Annotated in this window: 10 protein-coding genes; 4 read left to right on the top strand and 6 right to left on the bottom strand. The window is 51.8% G+C overall.

Annotation, left to right across the window (positions count from 1 at the left end; translation table 11 throughout):
- Nucleotides 1-62: 62 nt before the first annotated feature.
- The 3 genes from pgeF to AC6I7T_RS10225 form a co-directional block, all read right to left on the bottom strand.
- Entirely contained in the window at nt 63-1112 is a 1050-nt protein-coding gene (gene pgeF, locus AC6I7T_RS10235; protein ID WP_497793282.1) for a peptidoglycan editing factor PgeF, read from the bottom strand.
- Nucleotides 1113-1493: 381 nt separating this feature from the next.
- A complete protein-coding gene (locus AC6I7T_RS10230; RefSeq protein WP_497793281.1) occupies nt 1494-2966 on the bottom strand; it encodes a sigma-54-dependent transcriptional regulator in 1473 nt (490 codons plus the stop codon).
- A 574-nt stretch (nt 2967-3540) separates the two neighbouring features.
- Nucleotides 3541-5505 carry a M3 family metallopeptidase gene (locus tag AC6I7T_RS10225; RefSeq protein WP_497793280.1) on the bottom strand — a complete coding sequence of 655 codons (1965 nt, stop codon included), beginning with the start codon at nt 5503-5505 and terminating at the stop codon, nt 3541-3543.
- A gap of 293 nt (nt 5506-5798) precedes the next feature.
- On the opposite strand from AC6I7T_RS10225, the gene aroE reads away from it, so the two are divergent.
- From aroE to AC6I7T_RS10210, 3 genes are all read left to right on the top strand, one after another.
- Complete coding sequence (aroE, locus tag AC6I7T_RS10220; protein ID WP_497793279.1) at nt 5799-7364, top strand: shikimate dehydrogenase; 1566 nt, start codon at nt 5799-5801, stop codon at nt 7362-7364.
- 174 nt (nt 7365-7538) lie between these two features.
- A complete protein-coding gene (locus AC6I7T_RS10215; RefSeq protein ID WP_497793278.1) occupies nt 7539-8141 on the top strand; it encodes a hypothetical protein in 603 nt (200 codons plus the stop codon).
- A gap of 377 nt (nt 8142-8518) precedes the next feature.
- Complete coding sequence (locus tag AC6I7T_RS10210) at nt 8519-9334, top strand: GvpL/GvpF family gas vesicle protein (protein ID WP_497793277.1); 816 nt, start codon at nt 8519-8521, stop codon at nt 9332-9334.
- A gap of 282 nt (nt 9335-9616) precedes the next feature.
- Here AC6I7T_RS10210 and AC6I7T_RS10205 read toward each other — a convergent pair whose 3' ends face one another.
- The 3 genes from AC6I7T_RS10205 to AC6I7T_RS10195 all read right to left on the bottom strand — a co-directional run bounded on the left by AC6I7T_RS10205 (nt 9617) and on the right by AC6I7T_RS10195 (nt 14995).
- Nucleotides 9617-12457 (bottom strand): TonB-dependent receptor, encoded by a 2841-nt coding sequence (locus tag AC6I7T_RS10205; protein ID WP_497793276.1) that lies wholly within the window; start codon nt 12455-12457, stop codon nt 9617-9619.
- Between the two features lie 241 nt (nt 12458-12698).
- The gene (pgsA, locus tag AC6I7T_RS10200; RefSeq protein ID WP_497793275.1) at nt 12699-13385 is read right to left on the bottom strand and encodes a CDP-diacylglycerol--glycerol-3-phosphate 3-phosphatidyltransferase; all 687 of its coding nucleotides are present in this window, start codon (nt 13383-13385) and stop codon (nt 12699-12701) included.
- A 344-nt stretch (nt 13386-13729) separates the two neighbouring features.
- On the bottom strand, nt 13730-14995 hold the full coding sequence (locus AC6I7T_RS10195; protein WP_497793274.1) for a Glu/Leu/Phe/Val family dehydrogenase: 1266 nt from the start codon (nt 14993-14995) through the stop codon (nt 13730-13732).
- Between the two features lie 633 nt (nt 14996-15628).
- Between AC6I7T_RS10195 and trpE the strand changes: the two genes are divergently transcribed.
- Nucleotides 15629-17176 (top strand): anthranilate synthase component I, encoded by a 1548-nt coding sequence (trpE, locus tag AC6I7T_RS10190; protein WP_497794589.1) that lies wholly within the window; start codon nt 15629-15631, stop codon nt 17174-17176.
- Nucleotides 17177-17217 lie beyond the last annotated feature (41 nt).

Below are 17217 nucleotides of genomic sequence, written 5' to 3'. Positions count from 1 at the left end.
TAGATTTGCCTAACAGGGGCTTGGTTTTCTCTCGTCATCGAGAGCTGGCGAGTTGTGTGCCTTTATTTCCTTACGCCTATCACTGACAACATCCGGCCAGTGAATCCTTGTGATGCGCGGTATGAGAAGAAGCGATCGGGAGCGCAGTTTGTGCATTCTCCTGTGAGACAGATCGACTTTGCCTTCAGTCCGGCATCCAGGAGTTGCCGACGATTGGCCTCTACCAAGTCCAGGTGAAGGCTTGGTCCAAGCTTGGAGTGTCCGGGGGCACGCGCGGTGAGAAAGAGCAGCGGATACTTCTCCTTTACCGGGTCGGAGTCTGAAACCTCGTGAAAGAGCTTGTCCGCGTAAGCAAACTGAGAAAGAAATTCGTGGTGGACTTCCTCGCCGACTGCATAGCAGCAGGAGCCAATCCCGGGTCCTATTGCGGCAATCATGTCTTCCGGACGTGAACCAAACTCCAGTCGCATACGACCGACGCCGTTTTCCACAATCCTCTTAAGCGTGCCTCTCCAGCCAGCATGAAAAGCGGCCACAGCCTTCCGTTTGCGATCTGCGATCAGCACCGGGATGCAATCGGCGGTTTGGATGCCTAGAACCAGTCCAGGTTCATCCGTCATCATTCCGTCTCCCTTGAGTGGGAGTTCCCGATCCGCGTCGGCACGGTCCACTCTGTGAATCACGCTTGAGTGAATTTGCCGGAGGGTGACGAGTGCTGGAAGGGACTTCTTTCCGTAGCCCTTATTTAGTCTCTTGAGCAAAAGACGCCGGTTTTCAAGTACATTCTCCCTGGTGTCGGAGGCGGTGAATCCGAGGTTTAGATCTCCTCTGTTTTCTCCCGGGCAATACGCTGTAGAGACTCCACCTATTCGAGTGCTAAAACCGTTAACTAGCCAGTCATAACGATTCCAGTTCTCAACTGTAAGAACACCTACGTTCTTGGCGGAGGCTTTGATAGGGATGGGCAGCTCTTCGCTTTGATCCTGTACTGCTGATTGGACGATGCTTTTCCTGGCACGCTTGCTGCGCTCCAGTCCTGCGGCAGCGAGCAGCCTGTCGAGATCTACAACAGATGTAGGCTTAGATTTCTGGTGATCGATAGAAACAGGCATTCGTCTCATTTTAACGGTGATTTGTGATACTGATGGCAGGCGGGAGACTGAAGTAGAGTTAGATCTTCTGAGGAGAGCTTCAGGGCCCGCTTTCCGGCGGGCCCGCTCTAGAGGCATTTAAGGGAAGGAAGCCAGGGGGATTTGAAAGGCGATGGTCCTAACGGACCTCACAAAGATGCACTTCCGGGATGGGTATTCAGTAGATATTGCCTCTTGTGTTGCTTAGTAAGACTGCAGTTTGAGCGCCAAAGTTGCTTTCTTTTTTGAAAAAGTGCTAAATCCCACATTCCCTTATACCTACAACTTAATTTTGACAAGATTCCTTTTGGTAATTCACCGCCTCTTCAGGGAAGGATGCTCAAAGGTGGTATTTGGATACCACTAAAGAGAATCTTGGGGCTCAATTTCGTTTTCCTCTTCCATCTGCCTGATTTTGTTGAGAAGCGCTTTGTAGCTAACCTGCAATCTACGTGCTGCTTCTTTTCTGTTCCAGCGGGTGCTGGCCAGGGTTTCCCTGATCGCTTCTTTTTCTGCCTTCCAGGCGGCACGGCGGCCAATCTCAAGTAAAGAGCTTGGTATGACCGATTTGATCTCAAGCTCAGCTTCCTGGAGCTTTTCTGTTCCCGCTGCAGAACGTTCGGCCGAACGGGCTGCGAGTTCCCGGACAATCTGGGTAGCTCCTCCGACGATCACATATCGTTTGCAGAGGTTCTCCAACTCGCGGATGTTTCCGGGCCAGGAGTATTGGGAGAGAAAGTGCATAATATCGTCTCCCAAGGGTGTGACCTTGCGGTGGTAAACCCCTGAATACTTATTCAGAAAGTAGTCGATTAGGATCGGAATCTCATCGCGTCGTTCGCGAAGCGGTGGTACGTGAATTGTGACGACGTTGATACGGAAGAGGAGGTCTTCGCGAAAAAGACCTTCCGCCACCCGCTGTTCGAGGATTTTGTTCGTAGCGCAGATGACACGGACATCGACAGCAATGTCCTGTTTCGCACCTAATCTGGAAAATTCACCATCCTGTAGGACGTGGAGCAGTTTGGCCTGCAGTGCGGGATGCATTTCCCCGATTTCGTCGAGAAATAGCGTGCCACTGTGAGCAAGCTCGAATTTACCCGGTTTTGAACGCGTTGCTCCGGTGAAAGCACCTTGCTCGTAACCGAAGAGTTCACTCTCGAGCAGATCATTGGGGATCGCTGCGCAATTTACCTTTACGAAGGGTTTCAAATTGCGCTGCGAGCGCGCGTAAATCATGCGGGCAACAATCTCTTTGCCTACACCGCTCTCTCCACGGATGAGCACCGTTGCGCTTGTAGTGGCTACCTTGTCAATGGTGTCGCGGATCTCCCGCATGCGCGGAGTAGAACTGAAAAGGCTTGGAAACTCATTCAGCGCCTGCTGATATTTATTGGTTGGCTTATTGTTCGACGTCTCGAATCCGTTGCTTCCTGGACTGGTTCCAAGTTTGGATACGATGCGGCTCAGGCGCGTGGTCATTTCATGCACATCGATGGGCAGAGTGAAAAAATCGACTGCTCCATTGCGTGCAGCACGAAATGCAACGTCGGGATTGCCCTCAGCGATGACAACGATAGGAATCTCAGGGAATGATTGCTTCAGGTTTTCGAGTAATTCCGCATTCTGATCGATCTCCAGGACCAGAATGTCCGGGTGGAGTCTATGAAGAAACTCCGTCAAATCAGCTTTGGATTTGACTAACTCGCACTTATCTCCCCTTACCGCAAAGAAGGTATCTAGCGCACCGAGGGCCACAGCATCATCTACAGCAATAAGCGCTTGAAATGGAGAGGAGCGAGGCATGGTCGCATTGTAGCTGTCCCGGTCTAACACTTACATCTCTGAAAACAAAAGTTTTACCCCAACTGTTAACCTAAGGCTTTCCTGTGTCCCGAAATTCTCAATTTGAAACACTATTCCAAACGGACTGTGACAACTATGGACACTCCAGAGCATAAAGATCCCTGTCTTGTTACATCCTGCTTGAGCATTGGGAGCGTAGCGAGCAATTTGGGCGTGCTTGTGTCCGTTACGACGAATGATTCTTTTATCGACAAGTTCTCTTAAAGAAGACCTAGGTGTTTCGTAGTTGCCGGATACACATGCGCCGAAATTGCTCTGGCGGGAATGCAACCATGATTCATTGGTGACAGATTCTTCACCGAAATAGGACGTGTAAGGAACTCAGAGGGTTTTCTGATGCGGCGAGCTAAAGAGGAATGTAGATTTTTTTTTGTGCGTTGTCGGACTGGTTTTCCCTCAAGTCAATGGATTCCATGTTTCTCTTTTGAAACCTGGGAGTACTATTTCCATCTGGAAGTGTGATTCATGTCTTCTTGATTCCAGCCCCGGCAAACCAGAGAAAGGTTTGCCGGGGATTCAGCTTTGGTTGAAAGAAGCGAACTTTCTATTTCAGAAATTCCGCACTCATCCATTTCTTGAGTGCTTCCATCGTATGTTCCCGGCCGAGGAAATTTTCTACCAACTCCTTTGCGGGTTTGGTTGCGCCTGGTTCCAGGATGCTTCGGCGATAACGCATTGCCGTAGGACCGCTGAGGAGATTCCCTGAATCGAACTGGTTGAAGAAGTCGAGTGCGATGACCTTGTCCAGTAAGTAGGTGTAGTAGTTCGAAGAGTATCCGGTGAGATGCGTAAAGCTGGCATACATTCTGTTGCCTTCGATCCAGGCATATGGAAGCAGGTGTTTATAGCCTTCCTCGAAGAGCTTATCGAGATTGATTTCGCTCGCAGGCAAGCTGTGTGTCTCCAATGCATACGTCGAATAGAAGAGCTGTGAGCGGACCCAATCGGCGCGACCGAAGGCGCTCGCTCGATTCATCCTTTCGACTGTTTCCGATGGTATAGGCTCCCCTGTTTCGTAATGGTGTGCGAAGCTCTGCAGCAGATGTGTATTCCGGAAAAACTCTTCCAACATCTGAGATGGAACTTCGACAAAATCTCCTTCAACAGAAAAAGCATTTACGCCGGTCCAGGGCACTTGTCCGCCGAGGATTGCGTGCATCAGATGTCCGAATTCATGGAAGTAGGTAACGACATCTGAATACTGCATCAGTCCCGGATCTCCGCTGTCTCCTCCAGGGAAGTTGCAGATGAGAGCTGCTTCAGGAAGTTGCTTGTCCTTCACTCCCGAGACGAGTGGGAAGGCGCTGAACCACTTGCTCTTTCCTGTCCTGGGATGCATGTCCAAATAGAATCTCCCGATCTGTTTTCCTTGATCGAAGACATCCCATGCTGAGACGGAGGAGTGCCACACCGCGGCATCGGGAGCTCTGCGGAATTCGACGAGGAAAAGTTTGGAAGCGGTATCGAGAATCCCCTTTTCCACCTGGGCGTAAGGGAAGTATGGACGCACCGATTGAGAATCGAAGTCGAAGGCGGCACGGCGATATTGCTCATACCAGAATCCGCGACCGGCAGCATCGATCTCTTTAAGGTCCGGTTGTTTTTCCTTAACGAAAGCTAGAACCATCTCATACTCGCGTGCGGCTCCATCTCTCGATGCAGTCTCCAGCTCCTGAAAGAGTTCCTTCATCGCGTCGGCAGAGCCCATCATCTGGTCTGCTGTTGCAAGGTCGGCCCAGGTTTTATAGCCGAGTATGTTGGCAATCTCCTGACGCGTCTTGAGCAGATCCAGCAGTATAGGGCGATTCTCCGGATACGCGCGCGTATTGTAGGCAAGAAACATCTGGGTACGTAACTGCTGACTGGAGGCGTAGGTCATCACCGGCATCATGTCGGGTGGATCGGTTGTCAGAGTGATTGTGCCGTCTTCTGCCGGAGGGTGATTGGCAATATAGTCTGCGGGAAGTCCGTTTAGCTCCGAGGCGTCTTTGACCGTTACGTGATGAACACACTCCCGTACGTTGCGTCCAAATTCCAGAGAGAGTTTTGTTGCCTCATTATGCAGTTCGCGAATGCGCTGTCGGGTGGCTTCGTCTTTGTCGACACCGGCTAAACGGTACTGCAGCAAAGTCCTTTCCACATAGTGACGGGTTGCAGGAGAAGCTTCTTTCAAATCGAGAGTCTTCAGCGCCTGGTAAACATCCTGATTCAGACTCAGTTCTGTAGCAGCTTGCGAGATCTTTTGCGTGAGTACTTCGGCTTTGTCGCGAATCTCTTTGCTGGGGTGGACGCTGTGCAGCAGCCCGGCCTGCGATCCTGCCGAATACAGCTCGGTTTGCGCCTCATCGAAGGGATGTAGCGTGTTTTCCAACGTCCTCTGGCCGTTAACAGAGAGGAGCTTCTCTATCGCTTGCTCCTTCGCCAACAAGCGAGCGTCCACCCACTCTTCCACCTTTGCTGCGTTTCCCTCAGCTAGCCCATCCCAAGCGTAGAAAGATTGTTCTGACAAGATTCCTCCTGTTTATGTTCAAATCCATTCAATATCGAGGTGTAACACTCTCTGGTCAATGCGGCTGGTATCAGCACCGATGCCGTGTTTTTCGAAAACACAGACTCAAGTGATTTCGAAAAACTACCTTAAATTCAAAGGTGGCGTAAATACCGGTTCCAGTGTTTCCTTCTCTTGTACTCAAACAGATTAGACTCAGTATCCTGGCGCAAATCTTCTTCAAAACAACGAAAAGCGGGCGGACTGCACTTGCATCCTCGCCCCAGTCTCGTTAAGATTCGCTGCGAACCCCCATGCATACGACAACTGCAAGTTCCGCAAAGCAACATCAACATCTACGTCTACGGATCGGAAAGGTTTGCGTCGCCATTCTGGGGTCCTCTGTTGCAGAGATGCTGGAGAAGGCCAAGGCCGCTCTGGCTGACAGCTCCTTTCTGGAGTTCCGCCTGGATTATCTGCCCAAGCCACTTGCCGCGATCCCACAGCTGGAAGAGTTCTTGACCGGCCGTGGAGACATTACGGCGATTGGGACCTGCAGACGGGAGGCAAACGGAGGAAAGTTTAAGGGAACGCTTGCGGCCGAATTCGAGGTGCTGCAAAAGGCTGCGACTTCCGGCTTTCATATTGTCGATTTGGAGTTGGAAAGTGCAGAGGCCGCCACTCCTGCGGAGTTGGAGAAGCTGCGGGCATGCGGAGCAGCAATCCTGATCAGTTATCACGATTTCACAACGACTAAAGGGCTGGACGACGTTTTTGACAGGATGAAGCCCTTTGCGGCGGATTTCCTGAAGGTGGTTTCCACAGCCAGGTCGTTAACCGACAACGTGACCATGATGCATTTCCTGGAACGGACCAGCGAACTGGCCCACATGGTTGGAATTTGCATGGGTGAGCAAGGAGTTATCAGTCGCGTCCTGGGCTTGCGTGCCGGTTCGGTTTTCACCTTTGCTTCTTCCTCCCCGGGTGCGGAGACTGCCCCCGGACAAATCGATGCCCGGACTCTGGCGGAGACCTATCGCATCAACCAGCTGGATAAGGCGACTCGGATCTATGGAGTTGCCGGTAATCCGATCAAACACTCGCTTTCCCCGATCATGCAGAACATCGCCTTCCGCAAAGAAACGGTGAATGCGGTCTACCTGGCGCTGCAGACGACAAAGCTGTCCGATCTGCTCACTTTGGTTCGGGAGGTGCCTTTCAGCGGTCTTTCGGTCACGATGCCTCTGAAGGAAGAGATCATGCCTCACCTGGAAAAGGCCGATCCGCTCTCGGCGAAGATCGGTGCTGCGAACACGATTGTCCGCTCCCAGGATGGCAAGCTCTATGGCTTTAATACCGACGTAGCTGCCGTTGTGCGGCCGCTGGAGAAGCGTTTGCCTCTCAAGGGTGCCAAGGTACTGGTTTTAGGGGCTGGTGGCGCCGCAAGGGCTGCTGTCTTCGGATTGAAGGACAAACACGCAGAGGTTTATATCCTCAACCGGACACAGGAATCGGCCCAAAAGCTGGCTCGCGAGGCCCATGCGAAGGTCGTGCGCCAGGATCAGATGGCCAAGAGTCAGTTTGACGTGATTGTGAATGCCACCCCTTGCGGGATGTCTGGCGTAAAGTCCACACACGTTCTCGAACCGGAAGAGTTGAATGCGAAGATTGTCTTCGATCTGGTCTATAACCCAATCGAGACACCGCTACTGCGAATGGCTCGGGAAAAGGATCTGCAGGTGATTACCGGAGTGGAGATGTTTGTACAACAGGGCGCTCGCCAATTCGAAATCTGGACCGGGAAACCCGCTCCGGAGGAGGATATGCTGCGCGTGGTACTACATGCATTGAAGCAGAGGGCTCAATCTTCGGAGGTTTAGAGTATTTCCCGCATAGGTATAGATTTGCCGCGGACAGCGAGGAGCAGTTTTCTTTTGTGGAAAGCTGCGTATGTCTCCGTGTCCTGATCTTGCATCTTTGCGGAAAATACTCCAGCTCTGTCACCTGGTCAGAGAGTGCCTTTATCTGTAACGTTCAAGGATAAGGATCTGTTCATGGCCGAAAAGAAATTTTCACTCGAAGGCTTCGATCTCCGCAGCGGAGGGATAAACGATTTGCCGGAATTGGCTGTTGAACCCCATAGCAATACAGCAAAACCCCCGGAGGGCACCCAGGCCTCTCTGGAGAAGGCTGAGGTGGCATTGGCGATTGAAGAAGAGACCACAACGCCAACGGGAACCTCTCAGAAGGGTTTTCTCGGTTTCATCGGTAAGGTACGTTCCACTTTGCCCATCATCGCGCGAGTTCTGCCTCTGCTGGACAGCGGGATCGCATCTGCTTTAGCTCCAGTTACTTCCGTTCTGGTCCCACAAAATCAAAGCTCCAAGGCCATCGAGCGATCCGTTGCCGATATGCAGTCTTCGCAACGAGATCTGAGAAGCCAGGTGCAGAACCAGAACCTGCAGCTCAAGAGAGTTGAGGAGCAACTGGTTCGAATTCGGGAGGAAGTCGACCACCGGAATCGGGAGCAGCTGGAAAAAATCGAGGAGATTCGTTCCTCAACCCGGACTGCCAAGATCATCGGCGTTTTTGTACTCCTGCTCCTGCTGGTTGTTCTCGGCTTACAGGGGTGGATTCTGTTCCGTCTACATCACTAGGCGATGTTCATGAAGTTGTCTGGGCTGGAGGAAAATTTTCTCCGGCCTTTTCCTTTTTGGAATAAAAATTTTCGCTAAATTTTCCCGTTAGCTTCTCTCTATATGAAACAAAATTCATAGTTTGGCTGTTTTTGTATTACAAAAATTATTTTACTTTTATGAAAATGAAGTTTCCAAAAATTGAAGCTTGGTTCAGTTTTCGTGATGTGAGACATTGCCAAGTGTTATTTCGGCCACGTACTATTCCCACCGATAGTGCGGCACAGTTTGGATAAACAGACGTGCTAGCAGCCCTGTTATGAAGTCGTTCCCCAACCAGAGCGTTACCACACATCCCGGTAGCCCGTAAGGGATATCGGCAAGCGGAGTGACTCCCTATGGCATGGTATGCCTACTGCATTGGTGAGAAGCAGGCTTTTCCTGAACTCGCTCGTCACCGTAAGCCCGTTCCAATGGATTCGGTTTATGGCATTAAAGGTAACCAAGTATTTTTATATCCAGCCAGTGATTTAGCTGTAATTGTTAGTGAACACAATCCCGAAGAACCACTGGAGCAGAAGTCAGGCGTCGATCATGCACGTGTAATCGCTGACTGTTTCCGCTCTTCCACAGTTTTGCCTTTCCGCTTCGGAACTATTTTTGCCGGAGATGAAGCTCTAAGGCGATCCATTCGCTCGAATCAACGTCAATTCCTGGCTAACCTGGACCGTTTGCGCGGCAAGGCCGAGATGCATTTGAAAGTCTTGGTGGACGATGGCTGCCGTGACCAGGTCCAAGCGGCGGTTCTTGAAACGGTAGGCAAAGAATATTTATCGAGTTTGCGTGAAAGTGCCGCCCGCCAGCGGGAGCGGCAGACGCGGGCTCGTTCCGTTTCCTTCCAGATGCATCGGATGTTTTTGCCTCTGGATGAAGAGATTACCTGTCGGAGAACGGAATCCGGAAAGATCCTCCTGGATATCGCGCACCTGATCGACACGAAATGTGTTGAGCGCTACCAGAATAAGTACACCAGCGCCTTAGCCCTGCTGAAAGACTGCCAGATGCAACTTTCAGGGCCTTGGCCTCCTTACCACTTCGTTCATCGCTTAACCCGCACCTCGGCGTCGCATGCTGTTCCAGTTGCACCGGCAGCCGCGAGCGGACCAGCGACGACTACCACACCGCAGGATAGTCGCATCCTGATTCCTGCTTAATCCGGACTGGCAGTGACCAAGAGAAAGGCCGCCTTAACAGGCGGCCTTTCTCTTGGTAGCTAAACTCCGGTCGGCAAAGAACCGGGCAGCTGGTAAAGCGGACAGCTAAAACCCGGTCAGCGGAATAGATTATTTCCCGGCCTTCGACTTTGCCTTCTCCTTTCGTTGACTACGGATGGAGAGCAAATAAGAGCTGAGTTAGTATCGGTAACCGGCTGCCCGGTTTTTAGCTGCCCGGAGTTTAGCTATCCGCTTTACCAGCTGCCCGGACCTTAGCTGTTTTTAAAACCTCAAATGCATAAATAGTTCTATCGTCCTGTTCGCCGAACCGGACGAGGACCAGGAAAAGAGCGATGTGGACTGGCCAAAGTATTGGGAGCTTAGTGTTCCCACCGGCTGGCCTAAATTTACGCGGTTGATTACATTCCCGGAATAGGCTCCCAGATCCAATTGATACTGGCGGTCGACGTGGGGCTTTTCTGCTTTATTGTTGGGCGCTGGAGAACTGGCTGGCCCTTTTACTTCCGGACCGAAAGCTATCGATTTTCTCAGCGAAGCGTTCAGCATAAAAACGGCAGGTGCTCTTCCGTAGTTAATGGGGATAGTCGTTTGTCCGGATAGGGGCGCGGTATCGAAGACTCCCCACTTTGTGCGAACGACGGAACTTCTACTTGTGTCATTGGCAAAGCTAGGACGATCGTTGTATTGTGCGTCGCCGTTAAGATCTTTGCCTAAGACGATATTGAACGGACTGCCTGATTGCATGAATATGAAGGGATTGAAGCGGATGCTATAGGGAAGCCGTATTGAGCCGCCGAGAAAGGCACGGTGTCGGTTGTCCGAACTTGAGCGCCCCCAATCGGCGTCCAAGTCGTATTGGTTAGAAGGAAAGCTGCTAATTCCGGATTCATTGGCTTTATTGAAGCTCAGAGTGTAAGAGCCGAAGAGCGAAAGATTTTTGCCTTGATTTATATTGCCGTTTACAAAGAACCTGTTTCGACGGCCGGTGCCTTGAGATTCGTATTCATAGATATTGTGATTGCCTCCGTAAGGACGTATCCCGCTGGAGGGATCGCTAGGATCATAGGTTCCCGGTAACGGCGCGTTGATGTTTCTAGTAAGGAACTGATGAATGCCGCGACTGTTCATGTAATTGACAGAGATGTTGCCATGCTTGCCTAAGCTGTGTTCCACACCTATCCCCGCCACCATATTCAGCGGAGATTGAATGGCTGGATTGATCCGATAGACCGTGGCATCTGTTTTGGCTGCAAGTTTGCTGATTTCGGGTATTTGGGGAAAGAAATCGGGATTGGTTACAACATATTCCTGCTGCAAGAGTCCATTTTGCCGTTGTGCCTGCAATACCGAGTTGGAGGCAAATCTCTGATAGAACCAGCCGTAGCCTGCTCGGATTACATAGCTAGGTCCTTTGCCGTTTTTCGATCCCACGCCCCAACTGAGGCCGACTCGTGGTGCCCAGTCTGCATGATCATCGATCTGCGTCTGGCTTTCAAAACGCAATCCGTAACTCAGCGTGACGTTTTTCCCTACCTTCCAATCATCTTCCGCGTACAGTCCGGTATCGACTAGAGATACGACGATATTGGGGATTCCAGCCGTGATATTGAATTGAGAAGCGCCTCCGCACTGGGGACGAATCGCCGGATCGTTTACATTCCTGAGGCAAATCTTTGTTTGCTGATATGCCGACAGAGAAGGAAAGATGAATTCGCCGTTGTAATTGGCTTCAGAGCGATTGGCGTCACGGCCAACTCTCACTCTTCCTCCAAAGCGAACAAAGTGCTTTCCTGCGGCAACACTGATGTAATTCTGGAATTCGTACTTATCGTTGTTATCCCGGATGGAGCCAAGATTGTTTCCACCATCGTTAAATGATCCTTGCACGATGATGGTTGGAGAAGAGTCAATTGATGCCTGGTGCGAGCGAGAGCGGATGTACTGAAAACGCATCTCGTCGACTATCTTGGGTCCAAAGACCTGCGTATCTCCGATCTGCCAGGTTTGTACTGTGAGACTGCTGTTATAGGCCTGCGACTGCAGAGAGAATTGTCCGACTCCGGCGTTGTCCCGATTTGTCTGATCGAGTTGATAGCGTAGGGTCAGGGTATTATCTTTCCCCAACTGCCAGTCGAGTCGTGGATTGAATGAAGTTGAAATGGATGGAGTAGCTACAGCTTTGTTTATCGATATCTGATTCAGGTCGGAATCCAGTGTCAAAGCCTTGATGATGGAGTTGTCCTGGCTGTCACTTCGCCAGAGTTCCACGAAATAGGAGGCGTTCTTATTAACCGGGCCTGTCAGATGTCCAAAGAGATCGTAGGAGTAGTAGGGAGGTTGTGTATTGACGAATTTACTCTTTGTGTTAAAGGAAGAGTTGTTGCCGCTCATTCCAAACTCGCCGTGAAGCTTGTCTGCACCAGGTTTGGTGAAGACTTCAATGCGTCCCCATCCCAAGGAATCGTATTGGGCGGAATAGGGATTCTGGTTGATACGAATCTCTCGAATGGTTTCTTTCGGGGGAAGCTTGCCTCCTGAGAATCCGTCGATGAAAAACTGATTGCCTGATTCGCCGTCTCCGCCGGCCATTGCCTCAAGTTCGGTTTGAAGCTCATCTCGATCGTCCGAGAGCGCATCGAGATCTGAGCCGCGGAGGATGGTGGCTCCCCCACCCTTTCCCGGGCTTGTGTCCAGTCCTTCTGGCTCATCCGATACGGTGACTTGCTCGCTGAATGCCTCGATTTTGAGAGAGATGTTCATGTGTAAGCTCTGCCCAGGGCGGATCGAGATGTGCTCACGATGGAAAGAGGAGAAGCCTGTAGCGGACGCGGAGACCGAATAGAGGCCGGGGAGCAAGCCTTGCGCCGTATAGTTTCCACCGGAGTCGGAGTGAATTGTTTGTGCTTTGCCGCTTGAGCTTCGGAGAATGATAGTCGCTTGTGGAATTAAAGCCCCGGAGGGGTCTGTAACTGTTCCGGCTATAGAGCCGGAGGTTTCCTGTGCCTGGAGTTGACCATCGATTATGAGGCCCGGTTGTACTGCAGTTGCTGAACAGAACAGATAAAAAATACTTTTTACTAGTCGCTGCCTTAAGAGGTTCAACGTGGTGTTCAGAGTAATCTCCCCTTACAACGGAGTACTGCATCTCTGGCGGGAGTACCTCTTAGAGGGATTGCGATGCGAGACGATGCTCTATCTTTGGTCTCGATCAGCTCACACACTGAGGCAAAAGCAAAATACAGCAACTAGGAAATAGACCTGTCCCACGCCTTATTATGCAGTTCAGCGTATATTCACTGAACCACAAGACGCAGGAACAAAGAGCTTGTTACAAACTTTGCTCTTATAATTTGTCAATTCTAAATGAATTGCCGATTTTGTCAGCTGAAGGCGAGATATCCTTTTTGCGCCGACTTAGAACGAACGATTTCTTGCGGCGGTCTGCAGAGGCATGATCGATTTGTTTCCAGAAAGCTGCGAAGTAATCGACTGCAGAGATGATAGAAACTATTACCATGAAGTAAATGGCAGTTAGTGCGGTCCACTCAACTGGAAGGATGAACCAGCCAAAATGCCACTCGAACCAGCGGTGAGCAAGAATTGCAGCAACCACTGAGACGATTTGAATTACGGTCTTCAGTTTGCCGAGGTCGCTTGCCTGGATGGTGAAGCCTTCTGCCGAAGCTATGGATCGCAAGCCGCTGACCAGGAATTCACGGCCGATGACCAGGACGGCAATCCACACTTTTACGACATGAGGGTTATAGGCCACCAGGGCGATATAGGCAGCAGTGACCATCAGCTTGTCGGCTAATGGATCCAGCAGCATCCCCATGGTGGTGATCTGTCCACGGCTGCGGGCCAGGTACCCGTCGAGTCCGTCAGTGATCGACGCGAGAATGAACAGAATGGATGCCACCAGTTCCTGCTCGCCGTGGGTCCCTTGAATTGGAAAGTGTGGCGAGAGTATCCACAGAAAGACCGGCACCGTGAAGATGCGGCTCATCGTAATGGAATTCGGAAGATTCACGTGGCAACTCTGGTATGGGATCTAGGAAGATCTTAAACTCATCCCAACAGTCATTATGCACCACTCAGAGAGATTGAGTCAGAGTGTGTCTTTCTTGCCACTAGGCGGCAAATTCCTGAAAGGGAAATGGATACAGTAAAGGGAATGCGGTTTCGAGCGGCTGCATGAGTGGAATTTTCATGCAGGCCACTTCATCGGAAAGTGACCTGCATGAATACAGAAGCATTACCTAAAGCATTTCCCGAAATACAGTGAACTTTCCAAGTAGGGTGAAGAGCGGCTTTCTTTGGCGGAAAGCCGCGCCAACTTCTATTGCTTCGGCCTACATCTTTTCGGGAAATGCTCTAAGCGTAGATGCCGCGTTGGCGGATGGTGAAGGCCACGCGATCAATTGCAAGCATGTAGGCGGCGATTCGGTTATTCACCGCGTGAGCTTCCGAGTACCGCATGACATCGTCGAAGCTTTCCCGAAGAATGCTCTCTAGCTGCTCGTTGACCACGGCTTCCTTCCAGAAGTAGCCCTGGCGATCCTGAACCCACTCGAAGTAGGAGGCGGTTACCCCGCCGGCATTGGCCAGGATGTCCGGAATGACAAAGACCTTCTTGTCTGCGAGGATCTCATCGGCTACTGCAGTTGTCGGCCCGTTGGCGCCTTCGCAAACAATGCGTGCCTTGATCTGATCGGCATTACGGCTGGTGATGACATTCTCGGTGGCTGCCGGAATCAGAATTTCGCATTCGGTGACGAGCAGCTCTTCCGAGGGCATGGCTTCTCCGCCTCTGAACCCCAGAATGGAGCCATTCCTCTGCCGGTAGTCTGCCAGCTGATTTACATCTATTCCCTTGGGGTTGTAGATGCCGCCATCGACTTCGGCTATTCCGATAATGGTGTAGCCCTTTTCCATGAGCAGGCGGGCAGCATTGGATCCCACATTGCCAAAGCCCTGGATAATGACGCGGCAGCCTTCAAGAGGAATTCCCAGGTAACGAAGGGCCTCATCGCACATAACGCGAATGCCCCGGCCGGTGGCTTCCCGCCGTCCGCGCGATCCACCGATATTCAAAGGCTTACCGGTGACAACGCTGGTAACGGTCTGGCGCATATGCATGGAGTAGGTATCCATGATCCAGGCCATGACCTGTTCATTGGTGTTTATGTCCGGGGCTGGAACATCCTTTTCCGGTCCCAGGAATTCGATTAGTTCCGAGGTGTAGCGGCGGGTCATTCTTTCCAACTCGCCCAAGCTCATCTTCTTGGGGTCGCAGATAACCCCACCCTTGGCTCCGCCGAAGGGAATATTAACGACAGCGCATTTCCAGGTCATCCAGCTAGCGAGGGCCCGTACTTCGTCCAGAGAGACATCGGGTGTATAACGAATGCCACCCTTTCCGGGACCACGGGCAATCGAATGCTGCACCCGGAAGCCGGTAAACATCTGGATACTTCCATCATCCATGCTGACCGGGAAATGTACGATGATCTCTCTGGCGGGATAGCGTAGGACTTTCCATAAGCCTTCGTCCAGATTCAGCTTGCGAGCTGCAAAGTCGAATCGTGCGGCTTGCGCTTCCCATGGGTTAATTTCTTGCTCAAGCGAGACTGTTGCCATAAATTTCTCCAAACATTCTTGCGTCTGTCGCCCTCGATCTTAATCTCCACTCTGTGGAAATCGGCTCTTTGGAGGCATCAGGACGTAGGGCGGGGGAATCATACGCATTCATTTTTCTTTCGAAGTTCAATGCAGGCTCCCTTTCTTCCCAGATACACACAGCCTGCCGATGTGTCTGAAACTCATCCAGGCCAAACCAGCCGAGTATAGGCTTGCGCCAGGCCGTCGGCAAGAGCCAACGATTCTGCATCCAAGCTGTGTAGAACATTTTCATCGGTTTGCCGTCAGGAAGTCATTTGCGGCCAGTCACATCATTTCCGGCTCGCGGTGAGTTCCTTTATCCCATTGCCAAGGTTGTCGTATGGTCCATCCAAAAATTCACCTGGTTTGGCTGTTCTTTCCGCCCCTATCAACACCAAAAGAGCGGAATGAGGGCTTCTGTCCTTTGACGAAGCGGCCACTCAATCCGCAGTTTCGGGTCTAAAGCGAAACCTAGAATGCTCTATCGGCTCCCCATGTCTTTTTCGTAGCTGTAATCGGAAAGTTAGCATATCCAAAGTCACGTTCCGTTTGAAAAGAGAGTACTTAACCTGGCGTTACCATCTGGAATAACGATTTACACTTATGCGTACGATGCCCTATGAAGAGCTAGTCCTGCCTAGTAAGACAGAGTTTCTCAAATTGGCCCGCGAACACAGCCTGGTGCCGGTCTACCGAACGCTGACGGCCGATTTGGAAACTCCCGTCTCTGCTTTCCTGCGCATTGCGCAAAACGAGCCGGAATGCTTTTTGCTGGAGTCTGTTGAGGGAGGCGAAAAGCTTGGCCGCTATACATTTATCGGAATTCGTCCCTATAAGAAGATCCTCTCCTGGGGTCGTCAGATCACAATCCGCGAAGGCAAGCAGATCCGCCAGCTAGAGGGAGATGTTTTCGAGCTTCTGAAGGAGTCTCTTTCCGGCCATAAACCTGCCCGGCTGCCCGGTCTGCCCCCCTTCAGTGCTGGAGCGGTGGGTGTGTTCGCCTATGATGTGGTCCGCCAGATTGAGAAATTGCCGGATTTAACGAAAGACGAGCAGAGCGTTCCGGATGCTTGCCTGATGTTTTTTGACGAGGTCCTGGCCTTCGACCATGTCCGGAAGGAAATTCTGCTTATCGTTACAGCGGATGTGAGAAAGCAGAAGCCCAAGGATGCCTATGCCGACGCTACGACCCGTTTGCACCGGCTGGAACGGCGGCTGATGCAGCCTCTGCCCAAGTTGCCGAAGCCGAAGATCTCCTCGAAGCTGCAGATCAAGGCGCGTACCCGTAAAGCCAATTTTATGAAGGCTATCGACCAGGCAAAGGAGTACATCGCCGCGGGCGACATCTTCCAGGTGGTGCTCTCTCAGCGTTTTGATGTCGAACCGGGCGTCGATCCTTTTTCCGTGTACCGGGCGCTCCGGATCATCAATCCATCCCCTTACATGTACTTCCTGCGCTTTAGCGGCTCTGAAGAAAATGGTTCCGGACGCTCCAAGGCTGGGAAGTCGGGAACGCGGAAGGTTTCCGACAGCCTGCATTTGCTAGGTTCCTCTCCGGAACTGCTTGTCCAGGTGAAACAGAACCAGATCAGCTATCGTCCGATCGCCGGTACTCGTCGTCGCAGCGGAGATGAGGCAGAAGACCAGCGGCTCGAGGCGGAGATGTTGAGCGACAAAAAAGAGCGCGCCGAGCACGTAATGCTTGTGGATCTCGGCCGAAACGATGTTGGCCGGGTCAGCGAATACGGAAGCGTAGCGGTCGAGAAGCTGATGTTTGTGGAGCGTTATTCTCACGTGATGCACATTGTCAGTTCCATCGAAGGCAAGTTGCGGCCGGACCTGTCTCCTGTGGATGCTTTCCGGGCTTGCTTCCCGGCAGGAACGCTCTCCGGCGCTCCGAAGGTGCGGGCCATGGAGATCATCGAAGAATTGGAACCGACGCGTCGCGGGATCTATGGCGGTAGCGTCCTTTATGCCGATTTTTCCGGGAACCTCGATTCCTGCATTGCCATCCGGAGCATGACCGTAAAAGGCAAACAGGGCTATGTGCAGGCTGGTGCGGGGATTGTGGCGGACTCTGTTCCCGAACTTGAGCACCAGGAGTCGCTGAATAAGGCTCAGGCGGTGATTCGCTCTATCGAGCGGGCACGGCAGGGCTAGTTCCTTTTTTAGGGGAGGGCGGCGCCGTGCGAAGCGGCTAC

It is taken from the genome of Humiphilus diazotrophicus (assembly GCF_059726315.1).
The sequence above is the reverse complement of the archived record's forward strand: the minus strand, read 5'-3'. Positions and strand labels throughout refer to the sequence as shown.